Raw genomic sequence first — 17639 nt, forward strand, 5'->3', positions numbered from 1 at the left:
CGGTGGCTTCGGGGCGGGTGTCGTGGGTGCTCATGTCGTCTGCGTCTCCAGCGCCTCGCGGCGCGCGATGGCGGCGGCGCCGAGCAGGCCGGCATTGGGATGCAGCACCGCCAGCGAGGGCACGCTCGCCATCGCGGGCGAGAACCGCCCCTTGTGCTCGAAGCGCTGGCGGAAGCCCGAATGCTGCAGTGCGTCCAGCATCTTCGGCACCACGCCGCCGGTGAGGAACACGCCGTCCCAGGCGCCAAGGGTGAGGACCAGGTCGCCGGAGACCGCGCCGAACACCGCGCAGAACACGTCGACCGCGCGCATGCAGCGCGGATCGCCTGCCGCCGCGCGCGCGGTCACGTCCGCCGGCTGCAGCGGGCCGGGGTCCTCGCCGGCGATTTCGCTGAGCGCGCGGTGGATGTTGACCAGGCCCGGGCCGCAGATCAGGCGTTCATTGGACACGCGCCCGAACTGCGCCGACAGCCGTTCGAGGATCGCGAGTTCTTCCGGCGTGCCGGGCGGGAAGCTGGCGTGCCCGCCCTCGGTCTCGAGCGGGAAATGGCGGCCCTCGCGGATCATCAGCGCGCCCACGCCCAGGCCCGTGCCGGGGCCGAGGATGGCGTAGGTGCGATTGTGCGGATTGCGCTCCGGCGTCCAGCTCGCGCCGCCGATCGCCACCACGTCGCTGGCCTGCAGCAGCGGGATCGCCATCGCCTGCGCTGCGAAATCGTTGACCAGGCTGACCCGGTCGAACTCCAGCTGCGCCAGCGTACGGCGCCGGCAGATCACCCATGGATGGTTGGTGATGCGTGCTTCGTCGCCGTCGACCCGGCCGGCCACGGCGAACACGCCGTGGCGGATGCCCGCATCGATCTGTCCGGTCTCGACCAGATAGTGGCGCGCGGTATCGGCCAGCGAGGGAAAGTCGGCGACGGCGAAGCGCTGCACGCTGTCGGTCAGCAGCGGCGCGTCCGCCGACGGGTCGGCCAGGGCGAAGCGGGCGTTGGTGCCGCCGATGTCCGCCAGCAGGATCCGGGCCTGGGCGCTCATCCGCGGCTGCCGGCCTTGCCGACGGTGCGCGGCAGGAAGCCCGCGGCGCCGGCGGGGCCCCAGGAGCCGGCCGGATAGTCCTGCACCGGCGTGCCGGCTTCCTTCCAGGCGGCGCTGATGCTGTCGATCCAGCGCCACTGCGCCTCGACTTCGTCGTCGCGCACGAACAGGGTCTGGTCGCCCTTGAGCGCGTCGATCATCAGGCGCTCGTAGGCGATGCGGCGCTTGGGCGGCAGCAAGGCCAGGTCCAGCGACATCGGCAGCAGCTCGGTCGCGCCCCATTCGGGCGCGGCCAGCGAGCCCATCAGGCCCAGCTCGATGGTTTCCTCCGGCTGCAGGCGCATGCGCAGGCTGTTGGGGCGCGCCTGCTCGCGGTCCGGGCGGTCGAACACCCAGTGCGTGACCGGCTTGAAGTTCACCAGCACCTCGGTGGTCCGCGACGGCATGCGCTTGCCCGTCACCAGCCGGAACGGAACGCCGGCCCAGCGCCAGTTGTCGATCCATGCGCGCAGTCCGACAAAGGTTTCGACAGCGCTGTCAGCCAAAAAACCTTTCGCAGCCGAGCCGTCCACCACGCCCGCCGTGTAGCGGCCGCGGATGCTGTCGGTGGCGGCATCGGTGGCGGTCATCGGGCGCAGCGCACGCAGCACCTTGCGCTTCTCGTCGCGGATGCTGTCGGCATCGAGCGCGGCCGGCGGCTCCATCGCGATCAGTGCCAGCAGCTGCAGCATGTGGTTCTGCACCATGTCGCGCAGCGCGCCGTAGTCGGCGTAGTAGCCCTCGCGCCCGTCCACGCCGGCGGTCTCGGCAACCAGGATGTCGACCGACTCGATGCAGCGGTTGTCCCACACCGCCTCGAGCAGGGTGTTGCCGAAGCGCAGCGCCAGCAGGTTCTGCACCGGCGCCTTGCCCAGGTAATGGTCGATGCGGAAGATCCGCGATTCGTCCAGCGCCGACTTGAGCGTGGCATCGATCTCGCGTGCCGAGGCCAGGTCGTGGCCGATCGGCTTCTCAAGCACCAGGCGCGAGGGCGGCTCGAGCAGGCCTGCGGCCTTCAGGCCCAGGCAGGCGGACTCGAACAGGTTCGGCGGCGTCGACAGGTAGCTCACCGCGGGACGGTCGGCATAGCGCGACAGCGTCGCCGCCATGCCCTCGACGTCGTTGAGGTTGAGCGGGTGGTAGTGGATGCGGCCAAGCAGGTTGTCGAGCGCGCCGTTGCTGCGCGCGTCGCCGCCGATGCGTTCGCGCAGCCAGGCGCGGAAGCCGTCGTCATCGTGCGGCGTGCGGCCGATGGCGACCACGCGGAAATCATCCGGCAGCAGCCGGTCGCGCAGCAGGTGCAGCAGGGAGGGGAACAGGTAGCGCTGGGCCAGGTCGCCGGTGGCGCCGAACAACAGGAGTGAGTCGTGCATTGACGCCCGCATTGCGATCAGTAGGGAAGGGGTTCGGACAGGCCACGCCCGTGGCTCCGAATGATGCCAGAGTACCAGCGGGCGCTGTCCTTCGGGGTGCGCTCGAGCGTCCCGTAGTCCACGTGGATGATACCGAACCGCTTCGAATAGCCCAGCGACCACTCCAGATTGTCCAGCAGCGACCACGCCATGTAGCCGCGGATATCCACGCCGGCTGCGATCGCGTCGTGGATCGCGGTCAGATGCTTTCGCAAGTAATCAATTCGCAGCGGGTCGCGCACGCGTCCTGCGTCGGCCACGGGCGGGTCGAAGAACGCGGCGCCGTTCTCGGTGATGTAGACGGGCAGGTCGCCGTAGGTCTGCTTGAACCACAGCAGCAGGTCGGTCAGGCCCTGCGGGAATACTTCCCAGCCGGTTTCGGTATAGGTGCCGCGCGGCTGGCGCACCGCACCGGCCTTGAGCGGGTAGCTGTCGTTGGCCTCGGTGACGCTGCGCGTGTAGTAGTTGATGCCGACGAAATCGAGCGGCTGGGTGATCAGCCTGAAATCGTCCTGCGGAAACTCGGGCCAGGCCTCGCCGAAGATCTCCTTGAGTTCGGGCGGGTAGCGGCCGAGCAGGGCCGGATGCAGGAACTGCTCGTTCATGTACGCATGCGCACGGCGGGCGGCTGCGACGTCCTCGGCCGAATCGCTGGCCGGGTACTTGGGCTCGATGTTCACCACCAGCCCGATCTCGTGCGCGCCCTCGGCGCGATAGGCCTGCACCGCGGCGCCGTGCGCGCGCATCAGGTTGTGCGCGGCGATCGGCGCCTCGAAGCGGCTGCGGTGTCCCGGCGCAAGCGCGCCATGCAGATAGCCGCCGTCGGTGACCACCCAGGGCTCGTTGATCGTCGCCCACTTCTTGACCCGGCCGTCGAGCGCGCGATACAGCGTGGTTCCGTATTCGGCGAACCAGTCCGCGCTGTCGCGGTTGAGCCAGCCGCCGCGATCGTCGAGCGCGGCCGGCAGGTCCCAGTGGAAGAGGGTGAGCAGCGGTTCGATGCCGTTTTCCAGCAGCTCGTCGACCAGGCGCGAGTAGAAGTCGAGGCCGGCCTGGTTCACCCGGCCGGTGCCCTCGGGCAGGATCCGCGACCAGGACACGCTGAAGCGGTATGCCTGCAGGCCCAGTTCGCGCATCAGGCACACGTCGTCCTTCCAGCGATGGTAGTGGTCGCAGGCGACGTCGCCGGTATCGCCATTGAGGGTCATGCCGGGCGTATGCGCGAAGCGGGTCCAGATGCTGGGGCCGGCACCGTCGGCCAGGGGCGAGCCTTCGATCTGGTGGGCGGCGGTGGCGGCGCCCCAGAGGAAGCCGGGCGGGAAGCGGAAATCCTGGGCGGGGCTGGAACTCATCGGGGTGCGGCGTCCTGCGGTTGTGGCCTGCGCGGCGTGAAAACGCTTACATTGCGAGAGTAGCGCAATCGCCCGATCGCGGTGTCGAAGTGGCCCTGCGACGCGGACGAAAACACTGCGGCGTGTCGACGCGCATGACGCAGCGGGCAATGGACATCAGGCCGGGAGGAACGAGTGGCGCAGGTGCAACTGGACAAGCTGCGCAAGCAGTACCCGAACGGCCACGTCGGTGTGGCCGGTGCCAGCTTCGATGTCGCCGACGGCGAACTGCTGGTGCTGGTCGGGCCGTCGGGCTGCGGCAAGAGCACCCTGTTGCGCATGGTGGCCGGGCTGGAGGAGATCAGCGCCGGCACGCTGCGCATCGGCGGAAGGGTGGTGAACGATCTCGCGCCGGGCGAACGCGATATCGCGATGGTGTTCCAGAGCTACGCGCTGTATCCGCACATGACCGTGGCCGAGAACCTCGGCTTCGCGCTGAAGCTGCGCCGGATGCCGGCGGATGCGGTCGCGGCCCGGGTCGGCGATGCAGCGCGGATGCTCGAACTCGACGGGCTGCTGTCGCGGCGGCCGGCGCAGCTGTCGGGCGGCCAGCGCCAGCGCGTTGCTCTCGGCCGCGCGCTGGTGCGGCAGCCGAAGGTGTTCCTGCTCGACGAGCCACTGTCCAACCTCGATGCCCGGCTGCGTGCCGACATGCGGGTTCAGATCGCCAGGCTGCACCGACAGCTGGGCACGACCATGCTCTATGTCACGCACGACCAGGTCGAGGCGATGACGCTGGGCCAGCGCATCGTGGTGATGAAGGACGGGCTGGTCCAGCAGATCGACACGCCGATGGCGCTGTACCGGCAGCCGGCCAACCTGTTCGTCGCCACCTTCCTCGGCAGCCCGGCGATGAACATCCTGCGCGGGACGCTGCTGCGCGAGGATGGCTGGCGACTGCTGCTGGCCGACGGCACGCGCCTGGCCTTGCCCGGGGATGCGGACATCGAGCCAGACCTGGAAGGGCGCGAGCTGCAGCTCGGCGTGCGTCCCGAGCACCTGCTGCGCGCCGATGCGGACCAGGGATTCGCCGCGATCGTCGACGTGGTCGAACCGGTGGGCAGCGACGTGCATGCGTATCTTCGCCTCGGTGCCCAGGCGCTGGTCGCGCGCCTGCTGCCCGAGGAACTGCCGGCGCCGGGGAGCACCCTGTGGTTGCGCTTCGCATCAACGCAATTGCACTGGTTCGATCCCGTCGACGGCGTCGCCCTGGCGCCCCGGTGACGGCACCTTCATGCCGCGGTTGCGCGATCCGGGCCATGATATGGGAATGATGTCCGACGGCCCCCCCATCTTGCCGCCGCCACCTCCCCTGTGCGACCGCTGGGCGTTGTTCCTCGACGTCGACGGCACCCTGGTGCCGTTCGCGGACGATCCGGAGCAGGTGTACGTGTCCCCGTACCTTGTCCCGCGCCTGCAGGCGCTGTCGATGGCGATGGATGGCGCGATCGCGCTGGTCAGCGGGCGTCGCGTGGAAATGCTCGACCGTATGTTCGCGCCGCTGCGGCTGGCGGCGGCCGGGCTGCACGGGCTGCAGCGGCGGCGCGCCGGCGAAGTGCTGGCCGACATGCCGGGTCCGCCTGGCGAGCTGGAGGCGATCAAGCTGCAGGCACTCGAGTTCGTGACGCGCTGGCCGGGCGCCCTGGTCGAGGACAAGGGCGAGGCGATGGCCCTGCACTGGCGCGCCGCGCCCGATGCCGCGCTCGCGCTGCAGGCGTTTGCCGCGCGCGCCGTGGAGCGACTGCCCGGCTACCACCTGCAGCCGGGCAACATGGTGGTTGAACTGCGCCCGCGCCACGCCGACAAGGGCGGCGCCATCGACGCGTTCCTGGACGAGGCGCCGTTCCGCGGGCGCCAGCCGGTGTTCGTCGGCGACGACCTGACCGACGAACATGGCTTCCGCGCGGTCAACGCGCACGGCGGCCTGGGCGTGCTGGTCGGCGAACGCGGCGGCACCGACGCACGCTGCGGGCTGCCCGACATCGCAGCGGTGCACGCATGGCTGGGAGCAGTCGCTTGAGCGGAGGAGGAACGATGCAGCAGACGCTGGACCTGGGCGTGATTGGCAACGGCAGCTTCGGCGCCCTGGTCGACCGCGAAGCCCGCGTGGTGTGGAGCTGCCTGCCGGCATTCGATGGCGACCCCGCATTCTGCGCGCTGCTGTCGCCACGCGACCACGAGGGCGGCGACCTTGCGGTCGAGCTGGAGGATTACGAGCGCAACGAACAGCACTACATCACCAATACCGCGGTGCTGCGCACCGTGCTTTACGACCGCCACGGCGGCGCGGTGGAGGTGCTGGACTTCGCCCCGCGCTGGAAGCAGAGCGGCCGCATCTACCGGCCGGTCTCGATCATCCGCAGGATCACGCCGCTGGCCGGGAGTCCGCGGGTGCGGGTGCGGGTGCGGCCGCTTGCCGACTGGGGCGCGCGCGTGCCCGAGTCGACCTGGGGCAGCAACCACATGCGCTGGCTGCTGCCGGGCTTCACCCTGCGGATGACCACGGACGTGCCAATCCGGTTCGTGCGCGAGCAGACCGTCTTCGTGCTCAACCAGACCATGCACCTGGTGTTCGGTCCGGACGAGCCGCTGCAGCGTTCGATCTCCGGCTACGTGGAAGAGGCCATCGGCCGCACCGAATCTTACTGGCGCGAATGGGTGCGCTACCTGTCGATCCCGCTGGACTGGCAGCAGGCGGTGATCCGCAGCGCGATCACGCTCAAGCTGTGCCAGTACGAGGACAGCGGCGCGATCATCGCAGCGATGACCACGTCCATCCCGGAAGCCCCCGGCAGCACGCGCAACTGGGACTACCGCTACTGCTGGCTGCGCGACGCGGCCTTCGTGGTACGCGCGCTCAACCGGCTGGGCGCGACGCGCAGCATGGAAGAGTTCCTGCGCTACATCTACAACATCGCCACCCACGACGGCACCCTGCAGCCGCTGTACGGCATCGACTTCACAGAAGAACTCGAAGAGGCCGAGGTCGAGAGCCTGGCCGGCTATCGCGGCATGGGGCCGGTGCGGCGCGGCAACCTGGCCTGGGTGCAGAAGCAGCACGACGTCTACGGCAGCGTGGTGCTGGCCTCGACCCAGCTGTTCTTCGACCAGCGCCTGTCGCATCCGGGCGACGCCTCGGCATTCGAACGGCTCGAACCGCTGGGCGAGCGTGCCTGGGCGCTGCACGACCACCCGGACGCCGGCCTGTGGGAGTTCCGCGGCCGCGCCGAGGTGCATACCTACACGGCCGCGATGTGCTGGGCCGCCTGCGACCGCCTTGGCAAGATTGCCGGCCAGCTGGGACTGGCCGAGCGCGCGGCCTATTGGCGGCAGCGCGCGGACGCCATCCACGCCACGGTGATCGAGCGCGCGTGGCGGCCCGCGGCCAACCACTTCAGCGCCTCGTTCGACAGCGACTACCTCGACGCATCCCTGCTGCTGCTGGCCGACATCGGGTTCCTGGCGCCGGAGGACCCGCGCTACGTCGCCACGGTCGATGCCATCGGCCGCGACCTGCGCCGCGGCGACGTGCTGTTCCGCTATGTCGCGCCGGACGATTTCGGCGAACCCGAAACCAGCTTCACCATCTGCACCTTCTGGTACATCGACGCGCTGGCCGCGACCGGGCGCGCCGACGAGGCGCGTGCGATGTTCGAGCGGCTGCTGGCGCGGCGCAACCACCTCGGGCTGCTGTCGGAAGACCTGGCCATCGATGACGGCCAGGCCTGGGGCAACTTCCCGCAGACCTACTCGCACGTGGGCCTGATCATCGCCGCGATGCGGCTGTCACGGAGCTGGCAGGAGGCCTCATGAGTCGTCTGGTCGTGGTGTCCAACCGGGTGGCCCTGCCGGGCGAGAACCGCGCCGGCGGCCTCGCGGTCGGGCTGGAAGCGGCGCTGGGCACGCACGGCGGGCTCTGGTTCGGCTGGAGCGGAAAGGTGGTGCGCGAGGACAGCGGGCGCCTGCACGAGCAGGTGGCCGGCGACGTGCGCTACGTCACCATGGACCTCAACCGCGCCGACCACGACGCCTACTACAACGGCTTCGCCAACCGCACCCTGTGGCCGCTGCTGCACTCGCGCCTGGACCTGGTCGACTACGCCCGCGAAACCCGCGCCGGCTACCGCCGCGTCAACCTCCTGTTCGCGGACAAACTGGCCCCGCAGCTGAAAGACGACGACGTGCTGTGGATCCACGACTACCACCTGATCCCGCTGGCGGCGATGCTGCGCGAGCGCGGGGTGCGCTGCCGGATCGGCTTCTTCCTGCACGTGCCGATGCCCTCGGCCGATCTGGTCTCGGCGCTGCCCGAACACGGGCGCCTGTTCGGCACGTTCTACGCGTACGACCTGGTCGGGTTCCAGACCGCACGCGATGCCGACCGTTTCCGCACCTATGCGCGCATCTTCGGCGGCGCCACGATCGAGGCCGACGGCGCGGTGACGCTGCCCGGCGGCGGCAGGGTGGCGGTCGGCGCGTTCCCGATCGGCATCGACGCCAGGCGCATCGCCCAGCAGTCCGCTTCCGCGGTCAACAAGGCCGCGGTGCGCGCGCTGCGCGACAGCCTGAGCGGCCGCAAGCTCGCCATCGGCGTCGACCGGCTCGACTACTCCAAGGGCCTGCCCGAACGATTCCGTGCGTTCGGCCGCTTCATCGAGCGCCATCCGGCCCAACGCGGCCAGCTGACCTTCCTGCAGATCGCACCGGTCTCGCGCGGCGAAGTCGCCGAGTACCAGCACCTGCGCGACCAGCTCGAGGGCATTTCCGGCCACATCAACGGCACCCATGCCGCGCCCGACTGGACCCCGCTGCGCTACGTCAACCGCAACTTCCCGCACGCCACCCTGACCGGCTTCTACCGCCTGGCCTCGATGGGTCTGGTGACGCCGCTGCGCGACGGCATGAACCTGGTCGCCAAGGAGTACGTCGCCGCCCAGGACCCGGACGACCCGGGCGTGCTGGTGCTGTCGATGCTGGCCGGTGCCGCGGCCGAACTCGACGCCGCCCTGCTGGTGAACCCCTACGACCTGGACGGCGTGGCCGATGCCATCGCCAGGGCCGCCGCGATGCCGCTGGCCGAGCGCCGCGAGCGCTGGGAATCGATGATGCGACCGATTACCGGCTACGACATCCACGCCTGGTGCCGGGGCTTCCTCGAGCGCCTGGCCGAAGCCGCGGCCTGAGCGGCGGGGCCGGTCCGCGAGCCGCGACGGGGGGCGGTGCCGGTCGTTATACTCACCGGTCGGAATGTGACGCGGGGTCGGCTTGACTCCAGTCCATTCAATGACTTGAGCGTCATTCCTAATCTCTTGCAAGACTCACAGGGCCGCGCCCAGCGGGGGCGGCCGGGGCCACCGAACGCCGCATGCGCCTGTCCACGATCAAGCTCGCCGGTTTCAAATCCTTCGTCGATCCCACCACGCTGCACCTGCCGACCAACATGACGGGGGTGGTGGGCCCGAACGGCTGCGGCAAGTCCAACATCATCGACGCGGTGCGCTGGGTGATGGGCGAAAGCTCGGCCAGCCGCCTGCGCGGCGACTCGCTGACCGACGTGATCTTCGCCGGGTCCACCTCGCGCAAGCCCGTCTCGCAGGCGATGGTCGAGCTGGTGTTCGACAACTCCGACCACGCGATTGGCGGGGAATACGCCGCGTTCAACGAGATCTCGGTCAAGCGCACGGTCAGCCGCGATGGCCAGAGCAGCTACTACCTCAACGGCGCCCGCTGCCGCCGCCGCGACATCACCGACCTGTTCCTGGGCACGGGGCTTGGGCCGCGCAGTTACTCGATCATCGAGCAGGGCATGATCTCGCAGGTGATCGACGCCAAGCCCGAAGAGCTGCGCGTCTACCTCGAGGAGGCGGCCGGCATCTCCAAGTACAAGGAGCGGCGCAAGGAAACCGAAACCCGCATCCGCCACACGCGCGAGAATCTCGACCGCCTCAGCGACCTGCGCGAGGAGGTGGGCAAGCAGTTGCAGCACCTGGCGCGGCAGGCGAAGCAGGCCGAGCAGTACACCGCGATCCAGGCCGAACGCAAGATCCGCGATGCGCAGTGGAAGGCGCTCGAGTTCCGTGCCCTGGATGCCGAGCTGCAGGCCCTGCGCGAGGGACTGTCGCAGGAGGAAACGCGCCTGCAGCAGCTGATCGCCGAGCAGCGCGAGGCCGAGCGCGAACTGGAAACCGGCCGCGTCCGCCGCGACGAGGCCAGCACCGCGCTCAGCCGCGCCCAGGCCGCGAACTACGAGGTTGGCGGCACCCTGGCGCGGGTCGAACAGCAGATCGCGCACCAGCACGAAATGGCCCAGCGCCTGCACAAGGCGCGCGAGGAAACCCGCCTGGCGCTGGAAGAGATCGGCGTCCACATCGGCGGCGACGAGTCGCGCCTGGAGGTGCTGCAGTCGGCAATCGCCGACGCCGAACCGCAGCTGGAGGCCCTGCGCGAAGGTGACGAGGTCCGCCAGGAGGCGCTGCGCACCGCCGAGGACGCGCTGGCCGACTGGCAGCAGCGCTGGGACGCGCACAACCGCGAACAGAGCGAGGCCTCGCGCAGCGGCGATGTCGAGCGCACCCGCGTGGACTATCTGGACCGGCAGGCGCTGGAAGCCGACCGCCGCCGCAGCCAGCTGCTCGCCGAGCGCGGCGCGCTTGACCTGGGCGCACTGTCGGAAGCTTTCGAAACCATCGCCCTGCGCCACGAGGAACAGAAGGCGGCGCTCGACGGCCTCAACGAAGGGCTCGAGGCCCGCAAGCAGGCCGCGCTGGACCTGCAGGACCAGCAGCGCGCCAGCCAGGACGAGCTGTCGGGCCTGCGCAAGCAGGCGCAGGAAGCGCGTGGTCGCCTGTCCTCGCTGGAGACGCTGCAGCACGCCGCACTCGGCCAGGAGCAGGGCGCGGCGGTGGAATGGCTGCGTCGCCACGGGCTGGATTCGGCCACGCGCGTGGGCGAGCAGCTCAGCGTCGAACCGGGCTGGGAGAACGCGGTCGAGGGCGCGCTCGGGCAACTGATCGAGGGCGTGCTGGTCGAGGCGCCGGAGGCGCTGGTGGAAGCGCTGTCGGACCTGGGCGACGGGCGCCTGGCGCTGGTCGCATCGCAGCCCGGCGATGCCGATTTCGCCCCGACTTCCCTGGCCGCGAAGGTGCAGGGCCCGCTCGCGATCCGGCGCATGCTCGGCCGCCTGCACGTGGCCGAGACGCTGGCCGAGGGCGTCGCACTGCAGGCGCGGCTGGACCCGGGCGACTCGGTGATCACCCGCGGCGGCGAGCGGCTGGGCAGCGGCTGGGTGCGCGTGGTGCGCTCCGGCGCGGCCAAGCAGGGCGCGCTGCTGCGCGAGCGCGAGATCAAGCAGTTGCGCGCGACGATCGAACAACTGCAGGCGCGCGAACACGAGCTGGAAGCCGCGCTGGCTGCCGGGCGCGAGCGCCTGCTGCAGGCCGAGCAGCAGCGCGAGGATGCGCAGCGCCAGCTGTACGCGGCGCACCGCAGCGCATCCGAGCTCGCCGGCCAGCTGCAGGGCCAGCAGGGCCGGGTCGACAACGCACGTGCGCGCATCGACAAGATCGAGGCCGAGCTCGAGCAACTGGTCGAAACCAGCGACGGCAACGCGCAGCAGACGCGCGAGGCGCGCTCAAGGCTCGAGGATGCAGTCGGCCTGATGGCCGAACTCGAAGGCGCGCGCAACGCCCTGGAGGCCGAGCGCCGCAGCCTGGGCGAAGCGCGCGACGCCGCCCGTGCCGCCGCCCGCGAGACCCGCGACAGCGCGCACGCGCTGGCGCTCACCCTGGAGTCGCAGCGCGCCCAGGTGCTGGCCCTGACCCAGGCGCTGCAACGCATGGGTGGCCAGCGCGGCCAGCTCGACGCGCGCCTGGGCGAACTGGCCGCGCAGCTGTCGCAGGGCGATGCCCCAGTGGTCGAGCTGGAAGCGCAGCGGCAGGGGGCACTGGAGCAGCGCGTGGTCGCGGACAGGGACCTGGGCGCCGCACGCTCGGCGCTGGAGGGCGTCGACAACGACCTGCGCAGCTTCGAGCGTACCCGCCACGAGCGCGAGCAACAGGCGCTGGCCCAGCGCGAGGCGATTGCCCAGCGTCGCCTCGACCAGCAGGCGCTGGACATCCGGGCCGGGCAGTTGGCCGCCGCCGTGTCCGAGGCCGGTTTCGTGATGGACGAGACCATCGCCGGCCTGCCGGAGGAGGCGACCGCGCCCGCCTGGGAAAAGATGGTCACCGACTTCGACGGCAAGCTGCGCCGGCTCGAGCCGGTCAACCTCGCCGCGATCCAGGAACACGCCGAGGCCGCGCAGCGCAAGGACTACCTCGACGCGCAGGACGCCGACCTGACCACCGCGCTGGACACGCTGGAAGAGGCGATCCGCAAGATCGACCGCGAGACCCGCGGTCGCTTCAAGGACACCTTCGACCGCGTCAACTCCGGCGTGCAGGAGATTTATCCGCGCCTGTTCGGCGGTGGCCATGCCTATCTCGAACTCACCGGCGAGGACCTGCTCGATACCGGCGTGGCGATCATGGCGCGCCCGCCGGGCAAGCGCGTGAGCAACATCTCGCTGCTGTCGGGCGGCGAGAAGGCGATGACGGCAGTGGCGCTGGTGTTCGCGATCTTCCAGCTCAACCCGGCGCCGTTCTGCCTGCTCGACGAGGTCGACGCACCGCTGGACGAGGCCAACGTCGGGCGCTTCACCGCCCTGGTTTCGGAAATGAGCGAGCAGGTGCAGTTCCTGTTCGTGACCCACAACAAGGCCACCATGGAAGCCGCGCAGCAGCTCAGCGGCGTTACCATGCGCGAGCCCGGCGTCAGCCGGCTGGTGTCGGTCGACCTGGCCGAGGCCGCACGCCTGGTTGGCGCCGCGTGAGGCCCCGCACGAGTCCCGGAGGACATGCATGACCGAACTGCGTATTGGCATCCTGGTCGCAGGCCTGATCCTGCTGGTCGCGATCTGGTACTTCGGCACCCGCCCGCGCAAGGGCCAGGGGCAGGGTCGCCGCCTGCCGCGCGGGGAGCGTGACGCCGACGGCGCACGGATGGAGCCCACGCTGGGCGCGCAGATCGAGCGCGAGCTCGCCGCCACCGATGGCGCCGGCGAGGACGTGGTGCAGACGGAGATGGAGCTGCTCGACGACAGCGTCGGCGCAGCCTCGCCCAACAGCGAGCTGGGCAAGCGCGTCAGCGAGGACTTCGACAAGATCGTGACCCTCTATGTCGCCGCGCGCACCGAGCAGGTGCTGCGCGGTCCGGACATCGTGGTCGCCGCGGAAAAGGCCGGCCTCACCTATGGCCACATGAACGTGTTCCACCGGCTGGTGGAGAGCCACCCGGAGCGCGGCCCGATCTTCAGCGTGGCCAACATCCGCAAGCCGGGCAGTTTCGAGATGTCGGGGATCCAGTCGCTGGAAACCCCGGCGATCGCCTTCTTCCTGACCCTGCCGGCACCGGTGAGCGCACTCGATGCCTGGGACGCGATGCTGCCGGCCGCGCAGCGCATGGCCGAACTGCTCGACGGCGTGCTGCTGGACGAGTCGCGCAACGCGCTGGGCCGCCAGCGCATCGCCGGCCTGCGCGATGAGCTGCGCGCCTGGGACCGCGAACACGAGGCACCGCCGGTGACGCGCAGCCCGCGCTGGTAGGCCGCTGTCGGGCGCCTGCCACACTTGCATTGGCCTTCGTCGGCTTGCAGCGCGGCGTAAGGGCCCCGCCGCAACCGGCGGGCCTTCTCCGCAAATGTCCCCCGGAATCCGCCTGCCGGCGGATTCCCTCCTCCTTGATTTTGCTGCGAAGGCCCACCGGTCGCGGCGGGGCTCGCCTTCGGAGTCGCCAGGCGGTCGCCTGATCTTGGGGTCGCCATCTGATAGACGGTGGTGGGCGAATCGGGCGCGGAACCGGCGGGTGCCGTAGCCAGTCCTTGCAGCAGACATGTGTGGTGGCCCGCACCCAACGCAGACCCGCAGGGACGTGGCGGTACCGCGTTGCAGGCACCCACGCCCGACAAAGCATCCGCAAGCCGAGCCTCGTCGCGGCCGGCAGGCTTCCGCAGCGAAATCAAGGAGGAGGCGTCCGCCGCCAGGCGGACGCCGGGGGACATTCGCGGAGGAAGCCTGCCGGTTGCGGCGAGGCCCATCAGGTCGCATCGCCGCCGCACACCCGTCAGGTCGCCTCGCCGGCAAACCCGTCAGTTCGCTGTGCGGTCAGCGGAGAAGCTTCCAATACCGCCTTATCGCCAGCCAAACCGGACGCAGCGTCCTACAATTCCCACATGCCCGATCCCGCCGCCATCGCCCGTGCCGCCGAGCTGCGCGCCCGCATCGAAGACGCCAACCATCGCTATTACGTGCTCGACGATCCGTCGATCCCGGACGCCGAATACGACGCGCTGATGCGCGAACTCGAAGCGCTCGAACTGGCGCATCCCGAACTCGCCGCCGCCGACTCGCCGACCCGCACCGTCGGCACGCGCCCGGACGGCGGCTTCCCCGAGGTCGCGCACGCAATCCCGATGCTCTCGCTGGCCAACGCCTTCGAGTCCGCCGGCGTTGCCGATGACGCCGACGACCGCACGCGCTATGCCGAGGTCGCCGATTTCGAGCGTCGCATCGAGCAGCGCCTGGGCATCAGTGCGCCGGTGTTTTCGGTCGAACCCAAGCTGGACGGGCTTGCGATCAGCTTGCGCTACGAGGACGGCGTGTTCGTGCAGGGCGCCACGCGCGGCGACGGGGCGACCGGCGAGAACGTCACCGCGAACCTGCGCCAGGTGCGCGCCGTGCCGCTGCGGCTGCGGCCGGGCAAGGCGCCGTCGCCGGCTGTGCTGGAAGTGCGCGGCGAGATCTACATGCCGCGCAAGGCCTTCGAGGCCTGGAACGCGCAGGCGCTGGAGCGCAACGAGAAGCTGCTGGCCAATCCGCGCAACGGTGCGGCGGGGTCGCTGCGCCAGCTCGATCCGGCGGTCACGCGGCGTCGCCCGCTGGCGTTCTTCGCCTATGGCGTGGGCGAAGTGCGTGGGCTGGAACTGCCGGAGACCCATTCGCAGACCTTGGCGGCGTTGCGCCAGTTCGGTTTCCCGGTGGCGGCCGAAGTGGACACCGCGACGGGATTCGACGGCCTGATCGCGTACTTCCGCCGGATCGGCGAGCTGCGCGACACGCTGGCCTACGACATCGACGGCGTGGTCTACAAGCTCGATGACTACGACCAGCAGCGCGAGATGGGTTTCGTCTCGCGCGCGCCGCGCTGGGCGCTGGCGCACAAGTATCCGGCGCAGGAACAGTCCACCGTGCTGCGCGCGATCGAGGTCCAGGTCGGCCGCACCGGCGCGATCACGCCGGTCGCGCGGCTCGAGCCGGTGCAGGTGGCAGGCGTCACCGTCACCAACGCCACCCTGCACAACGCAGACCAGATCGCGCGGCTGGACGTGCGCGAGGGCGATACCGTCATCGTGCGCCGCGCCGGCGACGTGATCCCGGAAATCGTGCGCGTGATCGAGGAACACCGCCCCGCCGGTGCAGTGCCATGGACGATGCCGCCCGACTGCCCGGTCTGCGGATCGGAGCTGGTCCGCGAAGAGGGCGCAGCCGCATGGCGCTGCAGCGGCGGGCTGTCCTGCCCGGCGCAGCGCAAGGAAGCCGTGCGCCACTTCGCCTCGCGCCGTGCAATGGATATCGAAGGGCTCGGCGATCGCCAGGCCGAGGCGCTGGTCGAATTCGGTTTCGTGCATTCGCCGGCCGAGATCTACGCGCTGACCGTCGAGGACCTGGTGCGGATGAAGGCCGCGCTCGATGCCGCCACCGCCGCCGACCTGGTCCAGACGGTCGCCGACAGTCGCGGCGCGCTGACCCTCGACGCCGAGGGTCTTGCCGTGCTCGCCGACGAGGCGCGCGAGTGGAAGCACGCGGCCTTCCTGCGTGCGCATCTGGCGGTCGACACGTCGGGCAAGCTCGCCACGCGCTGGGCCGAGAACCTGGTTGCCGGCATCGCGGCCAGCAAGGCGACCACGCTGCCGCGCTTCCTGTTCGCGCTCGGCATCCCGCACCTGGGCGAAACGACGGCCAAGTCGTTGGCGCAGTGGCTGGGATCGCTGGATTTCGTGCGCAACACGCCGGCGGTGCTGCTGCAGGCGCTGCCCGACATCGGCGGCGAAGTGGCGCGGTCGATCGCCACGTTTTTCGAACAGCCCGGCAATGTCGAGGCGGTCGATGCGCTGCTCGCGGCAGGGATCAGCTTCAGCGACGAGGCACCGCCGTCGGCGTCGCTGCGCGAGCGGCTCGATCTTGCCCATCTGCTCGGGGCGCTGGCGGTCGACAAGCTCGGTGGCAAGAGCGCGACGCGGCTGGCCGAAACCTACGGCACGCTCGATGCGCTGCTGCGCGCCAACGCCAGCGGCTGGACCGGTGCCGGCCTGTCGACGGCAGGTGCGGAGAATCTCGCCGCATACCTGGCTGACGATGCCGCGCTGGCGGCGCTGCGCGCAGCAGACGCGTCGATGCGGCGACTGCTTGAGGCTGCGCCGGTCCGGATCGAGCAGTCCGCCGGTCCGCTCGACGGCAAGACCGTGGTGTTGACCGGAAGCCTGTCCGCGATGAGCCGCGACGAAGCCGGCGCCAGGCTCGAGGCGCTGGGCGCCAAGGTCGCCGGTAGCGTCTCGAAAAAGACCCATCTGGTCGTGGCCGGCGAGGCGGCTGGCTCCAAACTGGCCAAGGCACAGGAGCTGGGCATCGAGGTCTGGGATGAAGCGGAACTGCTCGGGTTCCTGTCGCAGCACCGCGCATGAACTGGTCGCCCTCTGCCTCGCGCAGTTCTTTGCTGCTGCGCGCGCGCGTCAACGCCCTGGTCCGCGAGTTCTTCGCGCGCCGCGGCGTGCTCGAGGTGGAAACACCGATCCTCTCGCGCGCCGGCAACACCGATCCGAACATCGCCTCGTTCTGTCTCGAGTTTTCCGGGCGTACCGATGGCGCGCCGCGCACGCGTTGGCTGCGCACGTCCGCCGAGTTCCCGATGAAGCGCCTGCTCGCGGCCGGCATCGGCGACTGCTATGAGCTGGGCCGCGTGTTCCGCGACGGAGAGGCGGGTGGCCGCCACAACCCCGAGTTCACGATGCTCGAGTGGTACCGGGTCGGTTGGGACCACATGCGGCTCGCGGACGAAACGGTGGAGCTTGTGCAGGCGGCGCTGGCCTTGGTCGGGCGCGAGGCTTCGGTCGCCAGCACCAGCTTTCGCGCGCTGTACCGCGACACGCTCGGCATCGACCCGATGACGGCCAACATCGAGGAACTGCGCGCGGCCTCGGGCGGCATCGACATCGACCCGGACGGGCTGGGCCGCGACGACTGGCTCGACCTGCTGATGACCCACCGCATCCAGCCGGGGTTCCCGCCCAACCAGCTGCTGGTGCTGCACGACTACCCGGCCGCGCAGTGCGCGCTTGCGAAGGTGGTGGCGCGCGACGATGTCGACGTGGCCGAGCGTTTCGAGCTGTACCTGGGATCGCTGGAGCTGGCCAACGGCTATCACGAGCTGCTGGACGGCAGCGAGCAGCGCGAGCGCTTCGTACGCGACGTGGCGGTCCGCCACGGACGCGGCACCGGCGCGCCGCCGATCGACGAAGCCCTGATCGAGGCGATGCACTCGGGCCTGCCTGCCTGTGCGGGCGTGGCGCTGGGTATCGACCGCCTGTTGATGGCGATGCTGGGCACGCCGCGCATCGCAGATGTGCTGGCCTTCGATTTCGGCCGGGCTTGATCACGCGCCAGCTACA

Annotated in this window: 11 protein-coding genes; 8 read left to right on the plus strand and 3 right to left on the minus strand. The window is 70.2% G+C overall.

Annotated features, from left to right (window positions below):
* Positions 1–30: 30 nt before the first annotated feature.
* The 3 genes from glk to ACW5DW_RS06050 are packed head-to-tail and all read right to left on the minus strand — an operon-like array spanning position 31 to position 3841.
* Positions 31–1038, minus strand: a complete 1008-nt coding sequence (glk, locus tag ACW5DW_RS06040; protein WP_457017853.1) for a glucokinase — start codon at positions 1036–1038, stop codon at positions 31–33.
* On the minus strand, positions 1035–2450 hold the full coding sequence (zwf, locus tag ACW5DW_RS06045; RefSeq protein WP_457017854.1) for a glucose-6-phosphate dehydrogenase: 1416 nt from the start codon (positions 2448–2450) through the stop codon (positions 1035–1037). The genes glk and zwf overlap by 4 nt, the downstream gene beginning before the upstream one ends.
* A 17-nt stretch (positions 2451–2467) precedes the next feature.
* On the minus strand, positions 2468–3841 hold the full coding sequence (locus ACW5DW_RS06050; RefSeq protein WP_457017855.1) for a GH1 family beta-glucosidase: 1374 nt from the start codon (positions 3839–3841) through the stop codon (positions 2468–2470).
* 174 nt (positions 3842–4015) lie between these two features.
* Here ACW5DW_RS06050 and ACW5DW_RS06055 point away from each other — a divergent pair, with 174 nt between their 5' ends.
* The 8 genes from ACW5DW_RS06055 to epmA all read left to right on the plus strand — a co-directional run bounded on the left by ACW5DW_RS06055 (position 4016) and on the right by epmA (position 17623).
* Positions 4016–5104: an ABC transporter ATP-binding protein gene (locus ACW5DW_RS06055; protein ID WP_457017856.1), complete on the plus strand. Its 1089-nt coding sequence runs from the start codon at positions 4016–4018 to the stop codon at positions 5102–5104.
* 49 nt (positions 5105–5153) lie between these two features.
* Entirely contained in the window at positions 5154–5900 is a 747-nt protein-coding gene (gene otsB / locus ACW5DW_RS06060; protein ID WP_457017857.1) for a trehalose-phosphatase, read from the plus strand.
* 14 nt (positions 5901–5914) lie between these two features.
* Positions 5915–7693, plus strand: coding sequence for a glycoside hydrolase family 15 protein (locus ACW5DW_RS06065; protein WP_457017858.1), 1779 nt, complete (start codon positions 5915–5917; stop codon positions 7691–7693).
* Positions 7690–9063 carry an alpha,alpha-trehalose-phosphate synthase (UDP-forming) gene (gene otsA, locus ACW5DW_RS06070; protein WP_457017859.1) on the plus strand — a complete coding sequence of 458 codons (1374 nt, stop codon included), beginning with the start codon at positions 7690–7692 and terminating at the stop codon, positions 9061–9063. Before ACW5DW_RS06065 ends, otsA begins: the two co-directional genes overlap by 4 nt.
* Before the next feature lie 182 nt (positions 9064–9245).
* Positions 9246–12749: a chromosome segregation protein SMC gene (gene smc / locus ACW5DW_RS06075; protein WP_457017860.1), complete on the plus strand. Its 3504-nt coding sequence runs from the start codon at positions 9246–9248 to the stop codon at positions 12747–12749.
* Between the two features lie 28 nt (positions 12750–12777).
* Entirely contained in the window at positions 12778–13521 is a 744-nt protein-coding gene (gene zipA, locus ACW5DW_RS06080) for a cell division protein ZipA (protein WP_457017861.1), read from the plus strand.
* A gap of 626 nt (positions 13522–14147) precedes the next feature.
* Positions 14148–16655 carry an NAD-dependent DNA ligase LigA gene (gene ligA, locus ACW5DW_RS06085; protein WP_457017862.1) on the plus strand — a complete coding sequence of 836 codons (2508 nt, stop codon included), beginning with the start codon at positions 14148–14150 and terminating at the stop codon, positions 16653–16655.
* Positions 16652–17623, plus strand: a complete 972-nt coding sequence (epmA, locus tag ACW5DW_RS06090; protein ID WP_457017863.1) for an EF-P lysine aminoacylase EpmA — start codon at positions 16652–16654, stop codon at positions 17621–17623. The genes ligA and epmA overlap by 4 nt, the downstream gene beginning before the upstream one ends.
* Positions 17624–17639: the final 16 nt, after the last annotated feature.

Source organism: Luteimonas sp. A482, assembly GCF_054072655.1.

Coding starts and splice junctions, on each gene's coding strand:
- otsB (WP_457017857.1), top strand. CDS start 5,154: ATGTCCGACGGCCCCCCCATCTTGCCGCCGCCACCTCCCCTGTGCGAC.
- zipA (WP_457017861.1), top strand. CDS start 12,778: ATGACCGAACTGCGTATTGGCATCCTGGTCGCAGGCCTGATCCTGCTG.
- ACW5DW_RS06050 (WP_457017855.1), bottom strand. CDS start 3,841: ATGAGTTCCAGCCCCGCCCAGGATTTCCGCTTCCCGCCCGGCTTCCTC.
- zwf (WP_457017854.1), bottom strand. CDS start 2,450: ATGCACGACTCACTCCTGTTGTTCGGCGCCACCGGCGACCTGGCCCAG.
- ACW5DW_RS06065 (WP_457017858.1), top strand. CDS start 5,915: ATGCAGCAGACGCTGGACCTGGGCGTGATTGGCAACGGCAGCTTCGGC.
- smc (WP_457017860.1), top strand. CDS start 9,246: ATGCGCCTGTCCACGATCAAGCTCGCCGGTTTCAAATCCTTCGTCGAT.
- epmA (WP_457017863.1), top strand. CDS start 16,652: ATGAACTGGTCGCCCTCTGCCTCGCGCAGTTCTTTGCTGCTGCGCGCG.
- otsA (WP_457017859.1), top strand. CDS start 7,690: ATGAGTCGTCTGGTCGTGGTGTCCAACCGGGTGGCCCTGCCGGGCGAG.
- ligA (WP_457017862.1), top strand. CDS start 14,148: ATGCCCGATCCCGCCGCCATCGCCCGTGCCGCCGAGCTGCGCGCCCGC.
- glk (WP_457017853.1), bottom strand. CDS start 1,038: ATGAGCGCCCAGGCCCGGATCCTGCTGGCGGACATCGGCGGCACCAAC.